A 20,012-nucleotide genomic window follows, 5' to 3' on the forward strand; every position below is an offset into this window, starting at 1 on the left:
CAGTATAATCGATTAGAAAAAACTTGTAAAGTTTTATAGTTTTGGACACATCCAAAACAAAGGTTACTGCAATTTTTCTGTGAGCAGCCGATTCACTGCCTGGGGGTCTGCCTTTCCTCTCATCTCTTTCATAACCTGCCCGACCAGAAAACCAAGAACCTTTGTCTTGCCGCTCTGATATTCCTCTGCGGTTTTCGGATTTTGGGCCAGCACTTTCTCCACAACCCGCTCCAACATTCCGGTATCCGTGACAGATTTCAGACCGTTTTCTTCAATATAGGAGATTGGTTCTATATCCTCATCAAAAATCTTGCCGAATACTTTCTTTGCTGTCTGATTGTTCACTTCCCCCTTTTCACAGACCACGATCAAATCTGCCAGGTGTTCCGGGGTAAAATGCAGTTCTTCTGTCTCCATCCCCCTGTCTTTTAGAAGTCTCAGTGTCTCACCGATAAACCAGTTCGCTGCCTTTTTCGGCGCTCCGGCAATCTGTTTTTGCTCAAGAAGGCTGACTGTCTGTTCAAACAAGTCTGCCAGATGTCTTGACTGTGTCAAAAGCGAGGCATCATAAGGAGAAAGTGCGAATTCCCTCTCATACCGCTGCGCCTTTTCCTCCTGAAGCTCCGGCTGCCGCTCCCTGATCTGCCTGGTCCAGGCTTCGCTTATCACAACCGGAGGGAGATCCGGGTCCGGAAAATACCGGTAATCTTTGGCATCCTCTTTGGAGCGCATGGCATAGGAAAACTCTTTGTTGTCATCCCACCGCCTTGTCTCCTGCTGTACGCTTCTTCCCTCTTCCAGAAGCTCGATCTGCCGTTCCCGCTCCCCTTCTATGGCTCTGGCAATGGCCTTGAATGAGTTCAGGTTCTTCATCTCTGTCCTGGTACCCAGTTCGCTGCTTCCCGCCTCTCTCACGGACAAATTGACATCAGCGCGCATGGAACCCTCTTGAAGCTTACAATCTGATACCCCCAGATACTGACAGATCAGGCGCAGCTTTTCCAGATATGCGATCACCTCTTCTGAATTTCTCATATCCGGTTCGGACACGATCTCTACCAGAGGAACCCCGCTTCTGTTGTAATCCACAAGGGAACAGTCCTCCCACTCATCATGGATCAGCTTTCCTGCGTCTTCCTCCATATGCATTTCATGGATCCTGATTTTCTTTTTTCCGGAAGAGGTCATGATCTCCAGGTATCCATCATGGCATATGGGAAGGTATAGCTGGGAAATCTGGTAGTTCTGCGGGTTGTCAGGATAGAAATAATTCTTTCTGTCAAACTTGCAGGTACGATTTACCCGGCAGTTGGCTGCCAGTCCAAGTGCCAGCGCATAGTCCACCACCTGCTTATTGAGGACAGGCAGGGAACCGGGCATTCCGGTACATACAGGACAGGTGTGTGTATTTGGCGCTCCCCCGAATTTTGTGGAGCATCCGCAGAATATTTTCGTGGCTGTGGCAAGTTCTACATGGACCTCAAGGCCAATGACTGTTTCATATTGCTTTGCCATTATTTTTCCCCCTTTCCATAAGCTTTCGGGAATTCTCCCCTGATCTGCTCATAGGCATAGGCAGCCTGTATGATCTTCTTTTCCTGAAAACAGTCCCCGATAAACTGCATTCCCACAGGCATACCGTTCTGGTCTCTGCCGCAGGGAACGCTTATGGCCGGAAGCCCCGCCAGATTCACACCCGCGGTATAGACATCGCTCAGATACATTTTCAGCGGGTCCGAAAGGCTGCTCCCTATAGTCGGTGCTGTAGTGGGAGCGGCAGGTGCCAACAGCATATCGTATTTTACAAAGGCTTCATCAAATGCCTTCTTTATCATACCCTTTACTTTCAAAGCCTTCAGATAATACGCGTCATAGTAGCCGGAGCTAAGCACAAAAGAGCCGAGCAGTATCCTGCGCCTGACCTCTTCCCCGAATCCTTCTGCCCTGGTCTTTTTATACATATCGTGAAGCCCCTCAAACGCCTCTGTCCTGTACCCATATTTCACCCCGTCAAAACGGGCCAGGTTGGAGCTTGCCTCAGCAGAGGCGATAATATAATAAGCCGGGATCACATAATCCACCAGACCCAGGGAAAAGAATTCCACTATGGCGCCATTTCTTGTCATTAAATGAACCGCATCTACCAGAGCTTTCTTAACATCCATATCCAGTCCCTCTGCCAGATACTCTTTGGGAATACCGATCTTTACACCGTGCAAATCCTGTTTTAAATATTGGGTAAACCGCAGGTCCTTCCGCATCACAGAGGTACTGTCCTTTTCGTCATACCCGGCAACTGCCTCCAAAAGAGCCGCGCAGTCGGATACATCCTTTCCCACCGGTCCTATCTGATCCAGGGAGGAAGCATAGGCTATAAGGCCGTATCTGGACACAGTTCCGTATGTGGGTTTCATCCCCACCACTCCGCAGTAAGACGCCGGCTGGCGGATGGACCCTCCGGTATCGCTGCCCAGTGCTGCAAATGCCTCATCAGATGCCACTGCCGCGCAGGAACCGCCGGAGGAACCGCCCGGCACCTTTTCCGTGTCCCAGGGATTTCTGGTGATCCCATACGCTGAAGTCTCGGAAGTGCTCCCCATGGCAAACTCATCCATATTGGTCTTGCCTATGACGATCATTCCGGCATTTTCCATTCTTCGTACTGCCTCTGCGTCATAAGGGGGCACGAAATTTTCCAGGATTCTGGACGCGCAGGTCGTCTTTCTTCCTTTTGTACAGATATTATCTTTTACCGCTGCGGGCACACCTGCCAGAGGACCTGTATATCTGCCTGATCTGATGCCGTTTTCCACTTCTTTTACCCTGTCGTATACCTTTTTTTCATCTGTTTCCAGAAAGGCATGGAGCGTGCCGTCCATTTTTCCAATCCGGTCCAGAGATGCTTTCACCGCTTCCCGGACTCCCACCTCCCGGCTTTTAATGGCATGGCCCAGGGTCAGGGCTGTCATTTCTCTGATTTCCATATCACTAACCTCCATCACTGCACTGTTTTCGGGACCTGATACTGACCGTCTTTACTTTTCGGGGCGTTTAAAAGCATAGCCTCACGGTTATCGCCATTTGTCACAATATCCTCCCGAAATACGTTTTCCACAGGGAATGTATGGGCAAGCGGCTCTATTCCCTCTGTGTCCAGTTCGTTTAGTTTATCCATATAATCCAGCATCTCCTGCATTTTTTCCCTGGCCTTTTCCCTCTCTTTTGGGGTAAGGGCCAGCTTCGCCAGGATTTCCACATTTTCCATAACTGCATCATCTATGATCTGCTTTGCCATGATCTTCTCTCCTTTTCCAGGGTGTTTCTTAAAGCTGCTCCCGGCAGGCTGTGTGTCACAATCTGCCGGAATGAATTTTAAGATACTTCAGGTACACTTTACGGTTCCAGTCTGTTCATATCTCTCGGAAACAGGCAGGCTTCCCTTACATTATCCTCACCTAAAAGCTGCATGGTGAGCCGCTCCAGTCCGATTCCCAAGCCTCCGTGAGGCGGCATGCCGTATTTAAAAGTGTCCAGATACTGCTCCATTCCCTCCCGGCTCATTCCCCTTTTCTCCAGTTTCCCCATCAGCATATTGTAGTCGTGGATACGCTGTCCACCTGTGGTCACTTCCAGTCCGCGGAACAAAAGGTCAAAGCTCAGGGTGAAGCGTTCATCTTCCGGGTCATCCATGGCATAAAACGGCCTTTTTTTCGAGGGATAATGGGTGATAAACACAAAGTCCGCACCGCACTCCTCCTTGAAATACTGTCCGATCAGTTCCTCCTCTTCCGGTTCCAGATCATAAGGATTCCTGATCTTCCTGCCATACTTTTCGGCAGCCAGTTCCTTTGCCCGGGAAAAACGGACATGGGGGATTTTCCTTGTCTCAGGCAGCTTTACCCCCAGGATCTTCAATTCTTTGGCATATTCCCTTTCAAGCAGATCCATTGTATACTGAAGAAATCCCGTCTCCATACCGCAGATATCCAGAAAACTGTCAATGTATCCCATCTCAAAATCAAGGCTGGTATATTCATTCAGATGCCGCCTTGTATTATGCTTCTCAGCCCGAAAGACCGGTCCGGTCTCGAACACCCTGTCAAATACTCCCACCATCATCTGTTTATAAAACTGCGGGCTTTGCTCCAGAACTGCCGGTTTATGAAAATAGCTGAGTTTAAAAAGGTTGGAACCGCCCTCCGCCCCTTTCGCGCCGATTTTCGGTGTGTGCACCTCGGTAAATCCCCGGCTGTATAAAAATTCACGGAAACCTCTGCACACGCCCTCCTGTATCTTAAAACGGGCACGCTCTTTCACATTCCGCAGTGATATGGGGCGCAGATTTAACTTTGTCTCCAGAGATGTGTTAAGCTTCCACTTGTCTACAGCAAGGGGGAGAGGCGCTGCCGGGGAAGAGAGTATTTCTACAGAAGTGAGACGAAGTTCCTTTCCATGGGGTGCGCGTTCCTCGTTACGGATCATACCCGCAGCCCGGATGCAATCCCCCTCCTTCAGATCCGCCACAGACAGCTCCGTTTTTCCCTCCTCCCATACTGTCTGAAGAAGTCCGTCTCTTTTTCTCAGTATGACAAAGGCGATTTCGCCCATATTGCGGATGCTGTGAACAGCTCCCTTCACAAAAATCTCACCATCTGACTCCGTTCTTTCCAACAGCTCCGGAAGCTCCAATACCTCTTTTTCTCTGATACCTTCCACAAATTCCATATCACATTTCTCCTTTTTCTATAAATTAAAAAAGTCCCGGGATATCCAGAAAAATCCAGATACCTCGGGACAGGATATTCTTGATCACATCTTTGTGATCCGTTCAATCGCTTTTACTGTATTTTCATAGGTTCCGAAGGCCGATAACCTGAAGTAGCCTTCTCCGTGAGCGCCGAAACCGCTGCCCGGTGTTCCCACCACATTTGCTCTGTGCAGGAGTTCATCAAAGAATTCCCAGGAACTTAACCGGCCCGGTGTTTTCAGCCACACATACGGGGCATTGATACCGCCGGATACAGAATATCCTGCGTTTTTCAAACCTTCGTAGATCACTTTTGCGTTTTTCATATAATAGTCCACCTGGGCCTTGAGCTGTTCCTTTCCTTCCGGTGAATAGACAGCTTCCCCGGCCCTCTGAACAATATACGGCGCACCATTATACTTGGTGCCATGTCTTCTGGACCAGAGGCTGTGCAAAGAAACACTGCCGCATTTTAAGTCCTTCGGCACTACGGTATAGCCCAGTCGGACACCGGTGAATCCGGCATTTTTTGAAAAACTGTGAAGTTCGATGGCACAATGTCTCGCACCTTTGCATTCATACACGCTGTGAGGTACGTCTTTTTCTGTTATATATGCTTCATATGCTGCATCATAGATGATCACCGCGCCGACGCGGTTGGCATAGTCTACCCATTCCTGCAGCTCTTCTCTTGTGATCCCTGCACCTGTAGGATTATTGGGGAAACACAGATAAATAATATTGGGAGTCTCCTTTGGAAGTTCAGGAACAAAATTATTCTCCTCTACACAGGGCATATAAATCATGCCGTCATAATTCTGTGCGTCCGGATTATAATTGCCTGTTCTGCCTGCCATGACATTGGTATCCACGTATACTGGATAAACAGGGTCACAGACCGCGATCTTATTGTCCAGCCCAAAAATCTCCTGGATATTTCCGGAATCGCATTTTGCCCCGTCGGATACGAAGATTTCGTCTGCCTCTATATCACAGCCACGGTTTCGGTAATCATTATCCGCAATGGCGTTCCTCAAAAAGTCATACCCTTTGTCCGGCGCATAGCCATGGAATGTATCCGCGTTTGCCATATCATCCACTGCACTGTGAAGAGCCTGGATAATAGCCGGTGCCAACGGCTGTGTGACATCACCGATTCCCAGTCTGATAATGTCAGCGTTTGGATTTTCCTGCTGATAGTCAGCTACTTTTTTTGCTATATTGGAAAACAGGTAGCTGCCCTGCAGCTTCAGATAATTATCATTAATTGTAAACATATCACATTTCTCCTTTATTACTATTAGCTATATTATCATAACAGTTCAGCCTTATACTTCATCATAGATAAGCGTCAGGATCATCTGCGCTGTCTCCACCATACTGGTACCGCTGTCCATACTGCACTTCTGTATATAGCGGTATGCCTCTTCCTCAGTGAGATGATTTCTGTCCATGAGAAGGAGCTTTGCATTGGTAATGTAGTTCTGGTCCCGTTCGCTTCTCGGTTTTGGTTTTTTCTTTTCTTTTTTCAGTCTGCGCTCAAGCTGGCAAAGCTGCATTTCTACCGTGTTTACCAGTTCATAAATGCGGATTGGCATGGTGACTGCCATAATTCCTGATCCGGCAGAGCTTACCACATTGGCAGAGCCGATGAGCAGCATTTCAAAAAACTTTGGCAGGGAATCTGCCAGTTCCCGGTAGTACATATCCGGCAGCTTATAGCCGCTGATCACAAGTCCCGCGGGATGTTTGTTCACTTCGATCAGAGCCTGGGCGGCAGTTGTACATGCTACGGTATTTTCAAATCCATGCTGTATGAGGATTTTCCGTATTTTTTTTGCATCTTCCGGTTTTGGTAAAACAATAATGATGATGCCCATGCACTGCCTCCTGTTCCTTTATACACGGTACAGATACTGTTCGATCTCCCACTCAGAAACCTGCTCCATGTAGCTCTCCCACTCTTTTTTCTTCGCTTTCACATAGCACTTCGTAAAAGTTTCGCCCAGCACTTCTTCCATAAGCGGGTCTTTCTTGAATTCTTCCAGGGCCTCGCTCAGATTTTCCGGAAGAGTATCAATACCTGCCAGTTCCTTCTCCTCTTTGGAGAGTTTTCGGATATTTTCTTTCAGCTCTTTTGGGGCCTGAAGATTCTTCTCCATTCCATCCAGGCCGGCCGCCAGACACAGGGCAAATACCAGGTAAGGATTGGATGAGGAGTCCGGGCTTCTGAGTTCCAGCCTTGCCCCTTCATCCCTCTGTGTCTGCACACGCACCAGTGCAGTTCTCTGCCTGGAGGACCAGGTGATGTCTGAGGGAGCTTCAAATCCCGGTGCCAGTCTTTTATAGGAATTGACGAGAGGATTACACAGGGCTGTCATACCCTTTATGTGTGCAAAGATTCCTGCCAGGAAGGAATACCCCTCACGGCTCAGTCCCAGATCATCGGACGGATCTGAAAAAACGTTCTTTCCGTCCTTCATCAAAAACATATTCACATGCATACCGGAACCGTTGACACCTGCTTTCGGCTTAGGCATAAAGGTGGCGTGAAGGCCATGGCGTTTTGCTATGGTTCTCACAGCCACCTTGAAGGTCATCACTTTATCGGCTGTCTCCGGCGCGTCGGAGAACTGAAAATCTATTTCATGCTGCCCGGGCGCTATCTCATGGTGGGAGGATTCAATTTCATATCCCATCTCCTCAAGGGTCAGCACCATGTCTCGTCTGGCATTCTCACCCAGATCCACGGGGCTCAGATCCATGTATCCCGCTTTTTCATGTGTTGTGGTGGTGGGCATGCCATTGTCGTCTGTGTGGAAAAGGAAGAACTCACATTCCGGGTTCACCATAAGGGAATATCCCATCTCTGCGGCTTTTGCCGCAGCTCGGCTTAAAATGAACCGGGGGCTTTCTTTATAGGGTGTGCCGTCCTCCTGATAAATATCACAGATAAACCGTGCAACTTTTCCCTGCTGCGGGCGCCACGGCAGGATTGTAAACGTGGACAGATCCGGGTGCAGATACATATCTGACTCCTCATTTCTGATAAAACCGCCGATGGAGGACGCGTCAATGACACAGCGGTTATCCATAGCTTTTTCAAGCTTGCTGGATGGGATTGCAATATTTTTCAGTGTGCCGAACATATCGGTGAACTGCAGGCGGACGAATTCCACATCCTCTTCCTCTGCCATGCGCAGGATTGCTTCCCTGGTGTAATTTTCCATTGTGATATCTCCTCTCTTGATAGGTGATAGGAATCGAACCGGAGACGTGCACTTAGGAGGCGGGCGGTCTGTCCGGTTATCGTTTTTGTAATTTTTTGTACGAAAAAAGGGCGAGCTTATCCAGAGTACCCTCCGAATAAGAACGCCCTTGTTCTTTTATTTATGGTTGGTATTATAGCAAGGGATGCTGCGGTTGTCAATATAAGGATTTTAAAAACATTGTATTTTAGGTAACAGTTCAGCCTTCCACTGTCCCGCGAGGTGTTGCCTTGCATTTGCAAGGCAATCCCGAGGCAGCCACGCGCCAGACTGCGGTTTGTGCAGTCTGTGGGGCTGTCGGTTAATACTGATTTTTAAAGCCCCTACACCAAAACAAGCATATCCCGCAGATTTCCTTGCTTTTCAGCAAAGGACGTTCTGCGGGATATGCTTGTTTTTCTTTACTTCTCCTATTTTAGGGCGCAAAATCCCCTTTTTACATATTTGCAGCTCCGCTCTGGCAGCTAAGCTGTCTTTTGATCAGATTTTCCTGCGTATTTCTCGATCTCATGGTAAAGAAACCGATGATATTTATTTATATTCCGGCCAATTGCATACAGCATGAATTCTTTATACACTTTTTCTGAATTGCGGTAATTGAACCGACGGAAGTTTTCGTTTTCCTTGATGTCCCCGAAGTGCCCTTCGGTCTGGATGGAACGGATCTGGCGCTTCAGGATCCCCTTCTCACTCTGGATGTTGGCATTGGATGCTTCTTTCAGTTCCTCCCACTGCTCATTGATCTTCATGACTTTATTTCGGTCACTGTTTTTTTCCGCATTGTACTTATACAGACAACGGGATTTATGTTCACAGCCGCTGCAATCTGCACATCCATAGACTTCCCATGTCTGGCTATACCCGTCCTGCTCCTTACTTTCTGTCCGGATATGACGAAGCTCTCTTCCGTCATGACAGATATAGTAGCGCTCATCTTCAAAGATATGGGTTGTCATGTTGTAATATTTGCTGATATCTTCTTTATAGGCACGGGTTTTCCGTTTTTCGTGATCCTGGAGTTTGATATAACTGGCAATCCCATTGTGTTTCAGATACAAGAGGTTTTTCTCGCTGCAGTATCCGCTGTCTGCTGTCACTTCATCCAATACTTTACCAAAGGCTTTCTGATGCTTCTCCAAAACCGGGATCAGGGTGTTATAATCTGTACGGTCATTGCTCACGTATCCGTGAACGATGAAATAGTTCTCCACCGCGATCTGAACGTTGTAAGCTGGTTTTAACTGACCGTTGAGCATGTGGTCTTCCTTCATCCGCATAAACGTTGCTTCCAGATCCGTTTTGGAATAACTGTTGCGGTCTTTCCCCATGATTTCAAAGCATTCTTTATATCCCATCAGGCGGTTTCCGCATTCCTCCAGTTCCTCATACAGTTTTTGAAGCTCGGACTTCGTTTTTCCCTTACTGTGGACGAATGATATCCCCTCACCTTCTGTGATCTGCATCAGATTCTTCTGAAGCTTCAAAATCTCAAGAGGGGAGCAGTTATCTATTTCGATGATTGTATTGTTTGAGAGCTTCTTATGCTTTGTCAGTTTTCGTTTCCGGTTTTCATCAATCACACGCCTGACTTTTTCCATGCCTTCGATGATGAACATCTTTGCATCCCCAAGGTCGTATTTCGCTGCATACCCATTTTCATGCAGAAGTGTATTGTACTTTTCATAAAGTGCATCTATCTTATCCAAAAGACCTGCAAGATGGTAATTGATGCTCCCTCTCCAGACAAAAGTATAGCGGTTTGCATTGGCTTCCAGCTTCGTACCATCAATAAAGAGTTCTTTGAGCGTGATCAGGCCCTCTTTTTTCAATTGGCGCATGAATTGGTAATTCAGCTCATCCAGAAGATCACCCGTCAGTTTTTTATTCTTGAATTCATAGAAAGCATCCCGCTTCGGTTTCTGCCCTTTGGTCAGCCAGATAAAAGCAAGGTCCCTTTCGCATGATTCAACAATACGGTCAACAGAACGCACTCCGCGCATGTTTGCGTAGGTAACGACAGCATACATCATGATTGGATTGTACCCGGTTCTTCCCTTATCTGAACAACAGGCAAGCAGGCCTGAAAAATCTAATTCCTCCATCACTTTTTTTAGGGTATAGACTGGATCGTCATCGGGTAAATGCAATTCGAAGAAACTGAAGTTAATTTTCTGTTGCCCTAAATCAAAAAATTCGTTATAATAATCTTGTTTAAGCATAGTTCTATTATAACATGGAACGGAGGAAAAGATGGTTGTCGTTAGCCATCTTTTTTTCTGTTTTAGGATATAGTTCAAGGGGAGGATGTGACCGATGATGGTCAAATCCTCCCCTGTTTTAGGCTATCTATTTCCCGACAGCCCCATTTTCCCTGATACACGACACAAATCGTTCGCCGTACTTCTCATATTTAAACTCCCCGACCCCGGTAACAGACAACATTTCACTCTTAGTATTTGGTTTCAAAATACACATATGAGTCAATGTCTTATCAGAGAAAACTATATAAGGCGGCACCTTCTCCTCTCTGGCGATCTCCAGGCGAAGCCCTCTCAGTATCTCAAAAAGCTGCTCTTCTGCCTCTGTAAACTCTGCACCGGCCAGATGGGCAGCGGCGCCTTTTCGGTTCTTTTTCTCTTTCTTTTCCCTGGGCTCACGTTCCTGTTCCTTTGCCATTTTCATAGTGATCTGTGTCTCATCATCCAGCACTTCCTCTGACTTTTCCGTGAGCTTCACAATGGCATATTCATCGTTGGTTACCTTAAGGTACTCGTTTAATAACAGATAGTTTATAACCTGCCTCAGCTTATAGGCAGGGACTTTTGCAAGCACCCCATAGCTGGGATTCTCATTCATTCTGTAATTTCTTATTTTGGCCGTATTCGCCCCATGTACCGTATCAATGATCACTGCGGCCCCATATCGCTGCCTGCTGCTCTTCACGCATCCGATGAGTGCTTTTGCCGTCTCAGTCACATCCACCGTCTCAAACTGACTCAGGCAGTTGGAACAGTTTCCGCAGTAATTCTCTCCATATTCGCCAAAATACCGCAGGATATAATCACGAAGGCATTCATTGGTAAAGCAGTAATAGGTCATTTTCCGAAGCCTTTCCCTGTCCCGTTCTGTCACCATCTCACGGGTCACCGGGTCTAGTTCCTGATTCTCCTGGCTGTTGTCGATAAACAACTGGTTCGTCACAACATCCTGTCCCCCATAGAGCAGGATACACTCCGCAGGCTCTCCGTCACGCCCGGCACGCCCGGCCTCCTGATAATAGCTCTCCATGTTCTTAGGCATGTTATAATGCACCACAAACCGCACATTGGACTTGTCGATCCCCATACCGAAGGCATTGGTTGCCACAATGATCTGATATTTATCATATATAAAATCATCCTGGTTTCTTTTTCTCTCCGCGTCCCCCAGTCCCGCATGATACCGGGTCACGGAAAATCCGTCACCGCGGAGCTTTTCACAGACCTCCTCCACTCCCTTTCTGGTCAGACAGTACACAATTCCGCAGTCATCAGGATGCATCTCCAGATAATTCTTCAGCACTGCATATTTATTCTTTGGAGACTGTACCCCAAAGTACAAATTTGGCCTGTCAAATCCCGTTGTCAAAACCTCCGGATCTTCCAGCAGGAGGATGTCCATAATATCATCCCTTACCTCCTTGGTAGCCGTGGCGGTAAACGCACTTACCACCGGTCTTCTCGGCAGTTTTTTGATGAATTCCACTATTTTTAAATAGCTGGGTCTGAAATCCTGTCCCCACTGGGAAACACAATGTGCCTCATCCACCGCCACCATAGCAATCTTTGCGTGAAGGGCAAAATCCAAAAATTCCTCGGTCACCAGCCGCTCCGGTGCCACATAGATTATGGGATATCTGCCCTGCCTTGCCAGATCAAGCGCTTTATAATACTGGTTCACTGTCAGTGAACTGTTTAAAAACGCGGCATGAACTCCCGCCTGGTTCAGGGAGCCAACCTGATCCTTCATCAGTGAGATAAGAGGTGATATTACCAGAGTAATGCCATCCATGAGCAGGGCAGGCACCTGATAACATAGAGATTTTCCGGCACCTGTGGGCATTATCCCCAGAACATCCCTCCCCGACAGAATACTGTCAATGAGCAGCTCCTGACCCTCGCGAAACGTATCATAACCAAAATATTTTTTAAGTATCTCATATTTATCCATACTGTATCCTCCAATCATCTGACATAAATATATAATTTCAAACAGAAATACTCCCGGCAGCTTCCCCACGCAGTCCATATCATCTGCCGGGCAGAACCACCTGCAGAAATGCCTGCAGAAATGCCTGCAGAAATACCTACAGAAATAAAGACAGAAATTACAGATAGAAATGTCCGCAGGAATATAGGCAAAATACGGGCAAAAACATGTAATTCCATTTACTTTTCCCCACAATTTATTATAATAAAGATGTAAACTTTGCACGGAACTATTTATACACATTCTACTGCCAAATGGATCAGGTTTTCCACAAAAAGCAGAAAAAATGTGGGAAAGGAGTCATTATGACTGATCAGCCAACCACATTATCACCAAGTCCCCAGGAACTTTTCCTGGAACGTATCCAAAGGGTGGATGATGCCATTGCCCTGAAGGAAGGTGACAGAGTTCCATTTGCCCCCTTCAACAGCGCGCTTCCATACTTTCTCTATGGTGCATCCTTCCGTGACAGCATGTACGACTACGAAACAGCATCTCAGGCAATTCTCAGCTTCTACCAGGATTTCCAGCCCGACGCAGATATCCACCTGGCCTTTACCAGCGGCAGAGCCAATGAACTGGCCGGCTCCACCATGATCGACTGGCCCGGACGGCCGGGAACAAGAGTCCCGGACTTTTCCACCCATCAGGTTATTGAACATGAATATATGTCCCAGGAGGAATATCCGGAGTTCATCAATGACTTTATGGGATTTACCCTGCGCAAATACCTGCCCCGGGCATTTCCTAATCTGAAAGGACTTTCCGGTATCCGTTTTGTTCCCTCCATTGTACTGAGCACCACACCCCTGGCTTCCCTCTATTCCCCGGAAGTACAGGAGGCATTTTCCGTATTAGCCAAGATCGGGGAGGAGGACGCCAAAGCTGCGGCGGCCAGCAATGCCCTCTCTGCCCGGATCGCAGCTATGGGAATTCCGCCTATGATGACAGGAATCGGCGAAGCACCCTTTGATATTATCGGGGATTATTACAGAGGTACCTTAGGAGCACTCACAGACCAGCTTGAATGTCCTGACATGATAGAAAAGGTCTGTGATATGCTGGCTGATATGCAGATTGCCTCCTATGAATACTTTAAGACAGCCCCGCTCCCTGTAAAACGTGTCTTCTTCCCCCTCCACAAGGGGATGGACGGTTTCATGAGTCCCGCACAGTATGAAAAGCTTTACTGGAAACCACTCAAAAAAATCATGCTTGCACTGATAGATATGGGTGTCACGCCATTTATCTACACAGAAGGAAAATATAACAGCCGCCTGGAACAGCTTGCGGACGTTCCGGCCGGAAAAGTCATATATCATTTTGAGAGTGTGGATATGGCACAGGCCAAAAAAGTCCTGGGAAATACGGCATGTATCTCAGGCAATCTTCCCATTTATCTGCTGGAGCACGGAACAAAACAGCAGGTGATCGATGCCTGCAAGTCACTCATCGATACCTGTGCCCCGGGCGGAGGCTATATTTTTGATACGAATGGAAGTATTGACAATGCGAAACGCGAAAATATAGAAGCGATGTATGACACCGTGCTTACCTACGGCAAGAAATAAAACATTCTTTCAGAGATTTTTATCATAACATAAGAACGGCTGAGTTACAACTAAAAAATATGCCGCACCGGTCCTCTTTTTTGGACCCGGTGCGGCATTCCCGTTGTATTCCTTATCTGCTTTAAGCAGGCTTTACAAATATTTTCCTACAGGTTGGAATATCCCATCAGAGAAGCATCCACAGCCTCTGCCGCCTTCCGCCCTTCCCGGATAGCCCACACCACCAGGGACTGCCCCCTGTGCATATCCCCGGCGGCAAAAATACCCGGAATGCTGGTCTCATACTCCTCCGGCTTTGTGGCAACATTGGACCTCTCATTCACAGAGACTTTAAAGGCATCCGTCACATACTTCTGACTGCCCAGAAATCCTGCCGCGATCAACACAAGCTGTGCGTCTATCACCTCTTCTGTCCCCTTTACAGGTACCATGTTCATACGGCCCGTCTTTTCATCTCTTTTACTCTCCAGCCTTATGATCTTAGCCTTCTGCACATCTCCCTTATCATCCTTTATGAACTCCGTCACTGTCGTCTGATAGATTCTGGGGTCGTGCCCAAATACCGCAATGGCTTCCTCCTGCCCGTAATCCGTCTTGCAGACACGGGGCCACTGGGGCCAGGGATTACTGTCTGCTCTTGTATCCGGCGCTTTTGGCATCATCTCAAGCTGTGTCACGGATTTTGCCCCCAGGCGGACAGCAGTTCCCACACAGTCATTTCCCGTGTCCCCGCCGCCGATGACCAGCACGTGTTTTCCCCTGGCAGATGCAAACTTGTTGTCCTTAAGATCAGAGTCCAGCAGACTCTTTGTCACAGCGGAAAGAAAATCCACGGCGAAATAAATATTGCCCGCGTCTCTCCCCGGAACTTTAATATCTCTGGGGTTAGAGGCACCGCAGCAGAGCACGATCCTGTCAAATTCTTTCTGCAGTTTGGATGCCTTTACATCCCTCCCCACATCCACGCCTGTTTTGAATACAACTCCTTCCTCTTCCATAAGCTGTACTCTTCTGTCTATCACGGATTTATCCAGTTTCATGTTGGGGATGCCGTAGCGCAGCAGCCCTCCGATCCTGTCATGTCTCTCAAACACAGTTACCTGGTGTCCTCTCCGGTTCAACTGCTGGGCCGCGGCCAGGCCGGAAGGACCGCTTCCGATCACAGCCACCTTCTTTCCTGTCCTTACTTTTGGAACCTGCGGTTTTACCCAGCCCATCTCAAAGGCAGTCTCAATAATAGCATGCTCATTTTCTTTTGTCCCCACAGGCTCTCCATTCAGGTTGCAGGTACACGCGGCCTCACATAAGGCGGGACAAACCCTGGAAGTGAATTCCGGGAAACTGTGGGTTTTGGAAAGACGGAAATAGGCCTGCTCCCAGTTTCCTGTATATACCAGGTCATTTGTCTCCGGCACCAGATTGCGCAGCGGGCACCCCGAAGCCATGCCGCCCAGCATAGCTCCTGACTGGCAGAAGGGTACGCCGCATTCCATGCAGCGGGCTCCCTGTTTCTGCTGTTCTTCCCTGGACAGATACTTCTTAAATTCTCTGAAATGTTTGATCCTCTCTTTCGGCTCTTCCATCCGGGCACTTTGTCTGTTGTATTCTAAAAATCCTGTTGGCTTTCCCATCTCTTACTCAGCCCCTTTCCCACTAAAATTCTCGTTAAACGCTTCCAACTGCGCCTGTTCAGGTGACATTCCCTGTTCCTCAAGCCTTGCCGCAAGAGTTGTCATCTTCTTATAGTCATCGGGAATGATCTTCTTGAACTTGGGCAGATATTCCTGGAAATGTGCGAGCACTTCCTGCCCCTTCTCCGAACCGGTAGCCTCCACATGGGCCTTGATCATCTGATGCAGCTCCTGTATATCCGGTTTTGTCTCCACTTTTTCAATGGAAATCATCTCTTTATTCAAGTTTTTATATAAATCATTTCCCTCATCCAGCACATAAGCCACACCGCCGCTCATTCCGGCCGCAAAGTTCTTTCCTGTTTTACCCAGTACAGCCACTCGGCCTCCAGTCATATATTCACATCCGTGTTCTCCCACGCCTTCCACCACCGCATAGGCGCCGGAGTTGCGGACTGCAAAACGCTCACCTGCCACACCGCCTATATAGGCAGTACCGCTGGTTGCACCGTAGAGTGCCACATTTCCTGTAATGATATTTTCGTCTGCCTTATAATTCCTCTTTTTCGGAGGATACAGCACGATTTTTCCTCCGGAGAGGCCTTTTCCCATGTAGTCATTACAGTCACCGCACAGCGTCAGGGTAAGCCCCTTTGGTATAAAGGACCCAAAGCTCTGTCCTCCCGCACCCGTACAGGAAACTGTAATGGTATCCTCCGGCAGTCCCTCTCTGTGCTGTCTGGTGATCTCCGCGCCCAGAATGGTGCCGAACGCCCTGTCTGTGTTGGTCACCTGAACCTCTACGCCGGCTTTCTGGCCCTTTTCCACTGCTCCTCTCAGCTTCCTGAGCAGCACCTTTTCATCCTTTGTCTCCTCCAGCCTGAAGTCATATACCTGCGCCGGATCGAAAGTGACTTTACTATATTTTCCCGCATAGGGATTATTTAAGACTGCACTCAGGTCAATCTGGGATGCCCTTGGATTCTCCGCATGTTCCTTTACCTTCAGCAGATCTGTGCGTCCTACCATCTCATCCAGTGTACGAATACCTAATTTCGCCATATATTCACGCAGTTCCTCTGCTATAAACCGCATAAAGTTTACCACGTATTCGGGTTTTCCCCTGAAACGTTTCCGAAGCTCAGGATTCTGGGTAGCCACCCCTACCGGACATGTATCCAGATTGCAGACACGCATCATAACACAGCCCATGGTCACCAGAGGCGCTGTTGCAAATCCAAATTCCTCTGCTCCCAAAAGAGCCGCCACAGCCACATCACGGCCGCTCATTAATTTTCCGTCTGTCTCTATCATGACACGGCTGCGCAGTCCGTTCCTGAGAAGTGTCTGATGCGTCTCAGCCAGACCCAGCTCCCAGGGAAGTCCCGCATTGTGGATGGAACTCTGAGGTGCAGCGCCGGTGCCGCCATCATATCCGGAGATCAGGATGACCTGTGCCCCGGCCTTTGCCACACCTGCCGCCACAGTGCCCACACCTGCCTCCGATACCAGTTTTACAGAAATCCTGGCATATTTGTTTGCATTTTTCAAATCATAGATCAGCTCCGCCAAATCCTCTATCGAATAAATATCGTGATGAGGCGGCGGTGAGATCAGGCTCACACCGGGTGTTGAATGCCTGGTCTTGGCGATCCAGGGATACACCTTTCTGGCCGGCAGATGACCTCCCTCACCCGGTTTTGCCCCCTGTGCCATCTTGATCTGGATCTCCTTTGCGCTGACAAGATAACGGCTTGTAACACCAAAACGCCCGGAAGCCACCTGTTTGATGGCAGAACAGCGGTCCACAGCACTGCCCGCGCTGTCCAGACGCTCACTGCTCTCACCGCCCTCGCCTGTGTTTGACTTTCCGTGCAGCATATTCATGGCAATGGCAAGCGTTTCATGTGCCTCCTCTGATATGGAGCCGTAGGACATGGCTCCTGTCTTAAAGCGTTTCACGATCTCATCAACACTCTCCACTTCCTCGACAGGTATACCTTTTTCAGGATACTTAAAGTCCATCAGGCTTCGCAGATAGCCGCTCTGCTCTCTGTCCACCAGACTTGTATACTGCTTAAACATGCCGTAATCCCCGCGTTTTGTGGACTCCTGCAGCATATGGATGGTCTGGGGATCATAGCGGTGTTTCTCCCCTTCGCTTTTCATTTTATGGATACCCACACTCTCCAGTTCCAGATCAACGGGCAGTCCCAGCGGATCAAAAGCTTTGGAGTGGCGCGCATCCACATCATCTGCAATATCCTTTAAGGTGATGCCTCCCACACGGCTCACAGTCCCTGCAAAATACTTTTCGATCACTTCCTCAGAGATACCGATAGCCTCAAATATTTTTGAGCCTTGATACGACTGAATGGTGGAGATTCCCATTTTGGACCCGATTTTTACGATTCCATGCAGGATGGCGTTGTTGTAGTCATTCACAGCCGCATAGTAATCTTTATCCAGCAGCTTGCTGCCCACCAGCTCTTTTATGGTATCCTGTGCCAGGTACGGATTGACCGCGCAGGCTCCATATCCGAGAAGCGTGGCAAAGTGATGGACTTCTCTGGGTTCACCGGATTCCAGGATAATGGCGAGAGAGGTACGTTTCTTTGTCTTTACCAGGTATTGATGCACTGCGGACACTGCAAGGAGCGACGGAATGGGCATGTGGTTCTCGTCAATGCCCCTGTCGGAGAGCACAAGAATATTGGCACCGTCCTTGTAAGCTTTATCCACCTCCACAAACAGCCTGTCAATGGCTCTGTCAAGACGTGTGCTTTTATAATACGTGATGGGCACTACAGTCACTTTGAATCCGTCCACCTTCATATTCTTGATTTTCAGCATATCCGTATTTGTCAGAATGGGATTGTTCACCTTCATCACCTGACAGTTTTCCGGCTGTTCCTTCAGCAAATTTCCGTCTTTTCCCACATATACCGTTGTACTGGTGACGATCTCTTCCCGAATGGCGTCAATAGGCGGATTCGTAACCTGCGCAAACAACTGCTTAAAATAGTTAAAAAGAGGCTGATGCTTTTGTGACAACACCGCAAGGGGAGTGTCGGTTCCCATGGCCGCAATGCTCTCAGAGCCGTTCAGTGCCATACTGTAAATGGATTTCCTGTATTCCTCATAGGTGTAGCCAAATGCTTTCTGCATTCTGGTAAGCTCTTCTCCCTCATACTCCTCCACGCGGATATTTGGGATTTTTAAATCCTGCAGCTCCACCAGATTGCTGTCCAGCCATTCACCGTAAGGCTGTTTTTTTGCATAAATCTCCTTTATTTCATCATCACTGAAAATCTGTCCTTTCACTGTATCCACCAATAGGATTTTTCCCGGATGCAGACGCTCTTTCAGAACGATATCCTCCTCGGGCACAGGCATGACCCCTACCTCTGAGGAAAGGATCACATCGCCGTTCTTTGTGATGTAATATCTGGACGGACGAAGTCCGTTCCTGTCCAGAACAGCTCCCATCACGTCTCCGTCAGAAAACAGAATGGAAGCCGGACCGTCCCACGGCTCCATCATGGTGGCGTAATACTGATAAAAATCTCTTCTCTCCTGGGAAAGTGTTGTATTATTTGCCCACGGCTCAGGGATGGCCACCATAACTGCCAGCGGCAGATCCATGCCGTTCATAACCAGAAACTCCAGTGTATTGTCCAGCATAGCGGAGTCAGAACCCCTGGTATCCACCACCGGAAGCACCTTGTGAAGCTGATCCTTCAGATGATCTGAAGCCATTGTCTCTTCCCTTGCCAGCATCTTGTCAGCATTTCCACGAATCGTGTTGATCTCGCCGTTATGCACAATAAAGCGGTTTGGATGTGCCCGCTCCCAGCTCGGATTGGTATTGGTACTGAAACGTGAATGTACCATGGCAATGGCCGATTCATAATCCGCATCCTGCAGATCCGCAAAAAATGTACGGAGCTGGTTTACCAGAAACATGCCCTTATACACAATGGTCCTGCTGGACATGGATGCCACATATGTATTGTCATTGCTCTGCTCAAATACGCGGCGGGCAATATACAGTCTTCTGTCAAACGGAAGGCCCTTTTCCACATTTTCCGGTTTTTTGATAAATGCCTGCACAATATTTGGCATACATTCCAATGCTTTATGGCCCAGAACCTCTGAACATACCGGAACCTTACGGTAGCCTAAAAATTCCAGGCCCTCCTTCTCCACGATAATTTCAAACATTTTCTTTGCCTGGTTGCATTTCAGTTCATCCTGCGGGAAAAAGAGCATGGCAATTCCATATTCACGCTCTCCGCCGATGGCAATCCCCTCTTTTTTACACGCCCCGGCGAAGAATTTATGGGAAATCTGAAGCAGGATGCCAACACCGTCGCCGGTTTTTCCCTCTGCATCCTTTCCTGCCCTGTGTTCCAGGTTTTCCACGATTTTCAGGGCGTTTTCCACGGTTTTATGGCTTTTTATGCCTTTGCTGTTCACAACGGCTCCGATACCGCAGTTGTCATGTTCAAATTGCTGCCGGTACAATCCTTCATCTTTTCTCATA

The 20,012-nt window shown here is 48.2% G+C and carries 12 protein-coding genes; 1 reads left to right on the forward strand and 11 read right to left on the reverse strand.

Translation table 11 applies throughout. The features are described from left to right. Positions 1-63 precede the first annotated feature (63 nt). From gatB to recQ, 9 genes are all read right to left on the reverse strand, one after another. Positions 64-1,515, reverse strand: a complete 1,452-nt coding sequence (gene gatB / locus BLCOC_RS26740; protein WP_115623914.1) for an Asp-tRNA(Asn)/Glu-tRNA(Gln) amidotransferase subunit GatB — start codon at positions 1,513-1,515, stop codon at positions 64-66. After that, positions 1,515-2,984 carry an Asp-tRNA(Asn)/Glu-tRNA(Gln) amidotransferase subunit GatA gene (gene gatA / locus BLCOC_RS26745; protein ID WP_115623915.1) on the reverse strand — a complete coding sequence of 490 codons (1,470 nt, stop codon included), beginning with the start codon at positions 2,982-2,984 and terminating at the stop codon, positions 1,515-1,517. Before gatA ends, gatB begins: the two co-directional genes overlap by 1 nt. Before the next feature lie 14 nt (positions 2,985-2,998). After that, positions 2,999-3,295 (reverse strand): Asp-tRNA(Asn)/Glu-tRNA(Gln) amidotransferase subunit GatC, encoded by a 297-nt coding sequence (gene gatC / locus BLCOC_RS26750; RefSeq protein WP_029471579.1) that lies wholly within the window; start codon positions 3,293-3,295, stop codon positions 2,999-3,001. Between the two features lie 98 nt (positions 3,296-3,393). Then, positions 3,394-4,725, reverse strand: coding sequence for an aspartate--tRNA(Asn) ligase (aspS, locus tag BLCOC_RS26755; RefSeq protein ID WP_115623916.1), 1,332 nt, complete (start codon positions 4,723-4,725; stop codon positions 3,394-3,396). 84 nt (positions 4,726-4,809) lie between these two features. After that, a complete protein-coding gene (locus BLCOC_RS26760; protein ID WP_018595284.1) occupies positions 4,810-6,024 on the reverse strand; it encodes an LL-diaminopimelate aminotransferase in 1,215 nt (404 codons plus the stop codon). A 51-nt stretch (positions 6,025-6,075) separates the two neighbouring features. Beyond that, positions 6,076-6,627, reverse strand: coding sequence for an ANTAR domain-containing response regulator (locus BLCOC_RS26765; protein ID WP_029471580.1), 552 nt, complete (start codon positions 6,625-6,627; stop codon positions 6,076-6,078). An 18-nt stretch (positions 6,628-6,645) separates the two neighbouring features. Continuing rightward, positions 6,646-7,977 carry a type I glutamate--ammonia ligase gene (gene glnA, locus BLCOC_RS26770; RefSeq protein ID WP_018595282.1) on the reverse strand — a complete coding sequence of 444 codons (1,332 nt, stop codon included), beginning with the start codon at positions 7,975-7,977 and terminating at the stop codon, positions 6,646-6,648. A gap of 503 nt (positions 7,978-8,480) precedes the next feature. Further along, positions 8,481-10,235, reverse strand: coding sequence for an IS1182 family transposase (locus BLCOC_RS26775; protein WP_115625424.1), 1,755 nt, complete (start codon positions 10,233-10,235; stop codon positions 8,481-8,483). A gap of 127 nt (positions 10,236-10,362) precedes the next feature. Beyond that, on the reverse strand, positions 10,363-12,225 hold the full coding sequence (recQ, locus tag BLCOC_RS26780) for a DNA helicase RecQ (protein ID WP_018594710.1): 1,863 nt from the start codon (positions 12,223-12,225) through the stop codon (positions 10,363-10,365). Between the two features lie 344 nt (positions 12,226-12,569). Between recQ and BLCOC_RS26785 the strand changes: the two genes are divergently transcribed. Next, a complete protein-coding gene (locus tag BLCOC_RS26785; protein ID WP_115623917.1) occupies positions 12,570-13,835 on the forward strand; it encodes a uroporphyrinogen decarboxylase family protein in 1,266 nt (421 codons plus the stop codon). Between the two features lie 146 nt (positions 13,836-13,981). On the opposite strand, the gene BLCOC_RS26790 is transcribed toward BLCOC_RS26785, so the two are convergent. Further along, positions 13,982-15,466 (reverse strand): glutamate synthase subunit beta, encoded by a 1,485-nt coding sequence (locus BLCOC_RS26790; RefSeq protein WP_018594713.1) that lies wholly within the window; start codon positions 15,464-15,466, stop codon positions 13,982-13,984. A 3-nt stretch (positions 15,467-15,469) separates the two neighbouring features. Further along, a complete protein-coding gene (gene gltB / locus BLCOC_RS26795) occupies positions 15,470-20,011 on the reverse strand; it encodes a glutamate synthase large subunit (RefSeq protein WP_018594714.1) in 4,542 nt (1,513 codons plus the stop codon). Position 20,012 lies beyond the last annotated feature (1 nt).

The sequence above is a fragment of the Blautia coccoides genome (assembly GCF_034355335.1).
Lineage (GTDB): Bacteria > Bacillota > Clostridia > Lachnospirales > Lachnospiraceae > Blautia > Blautia producta.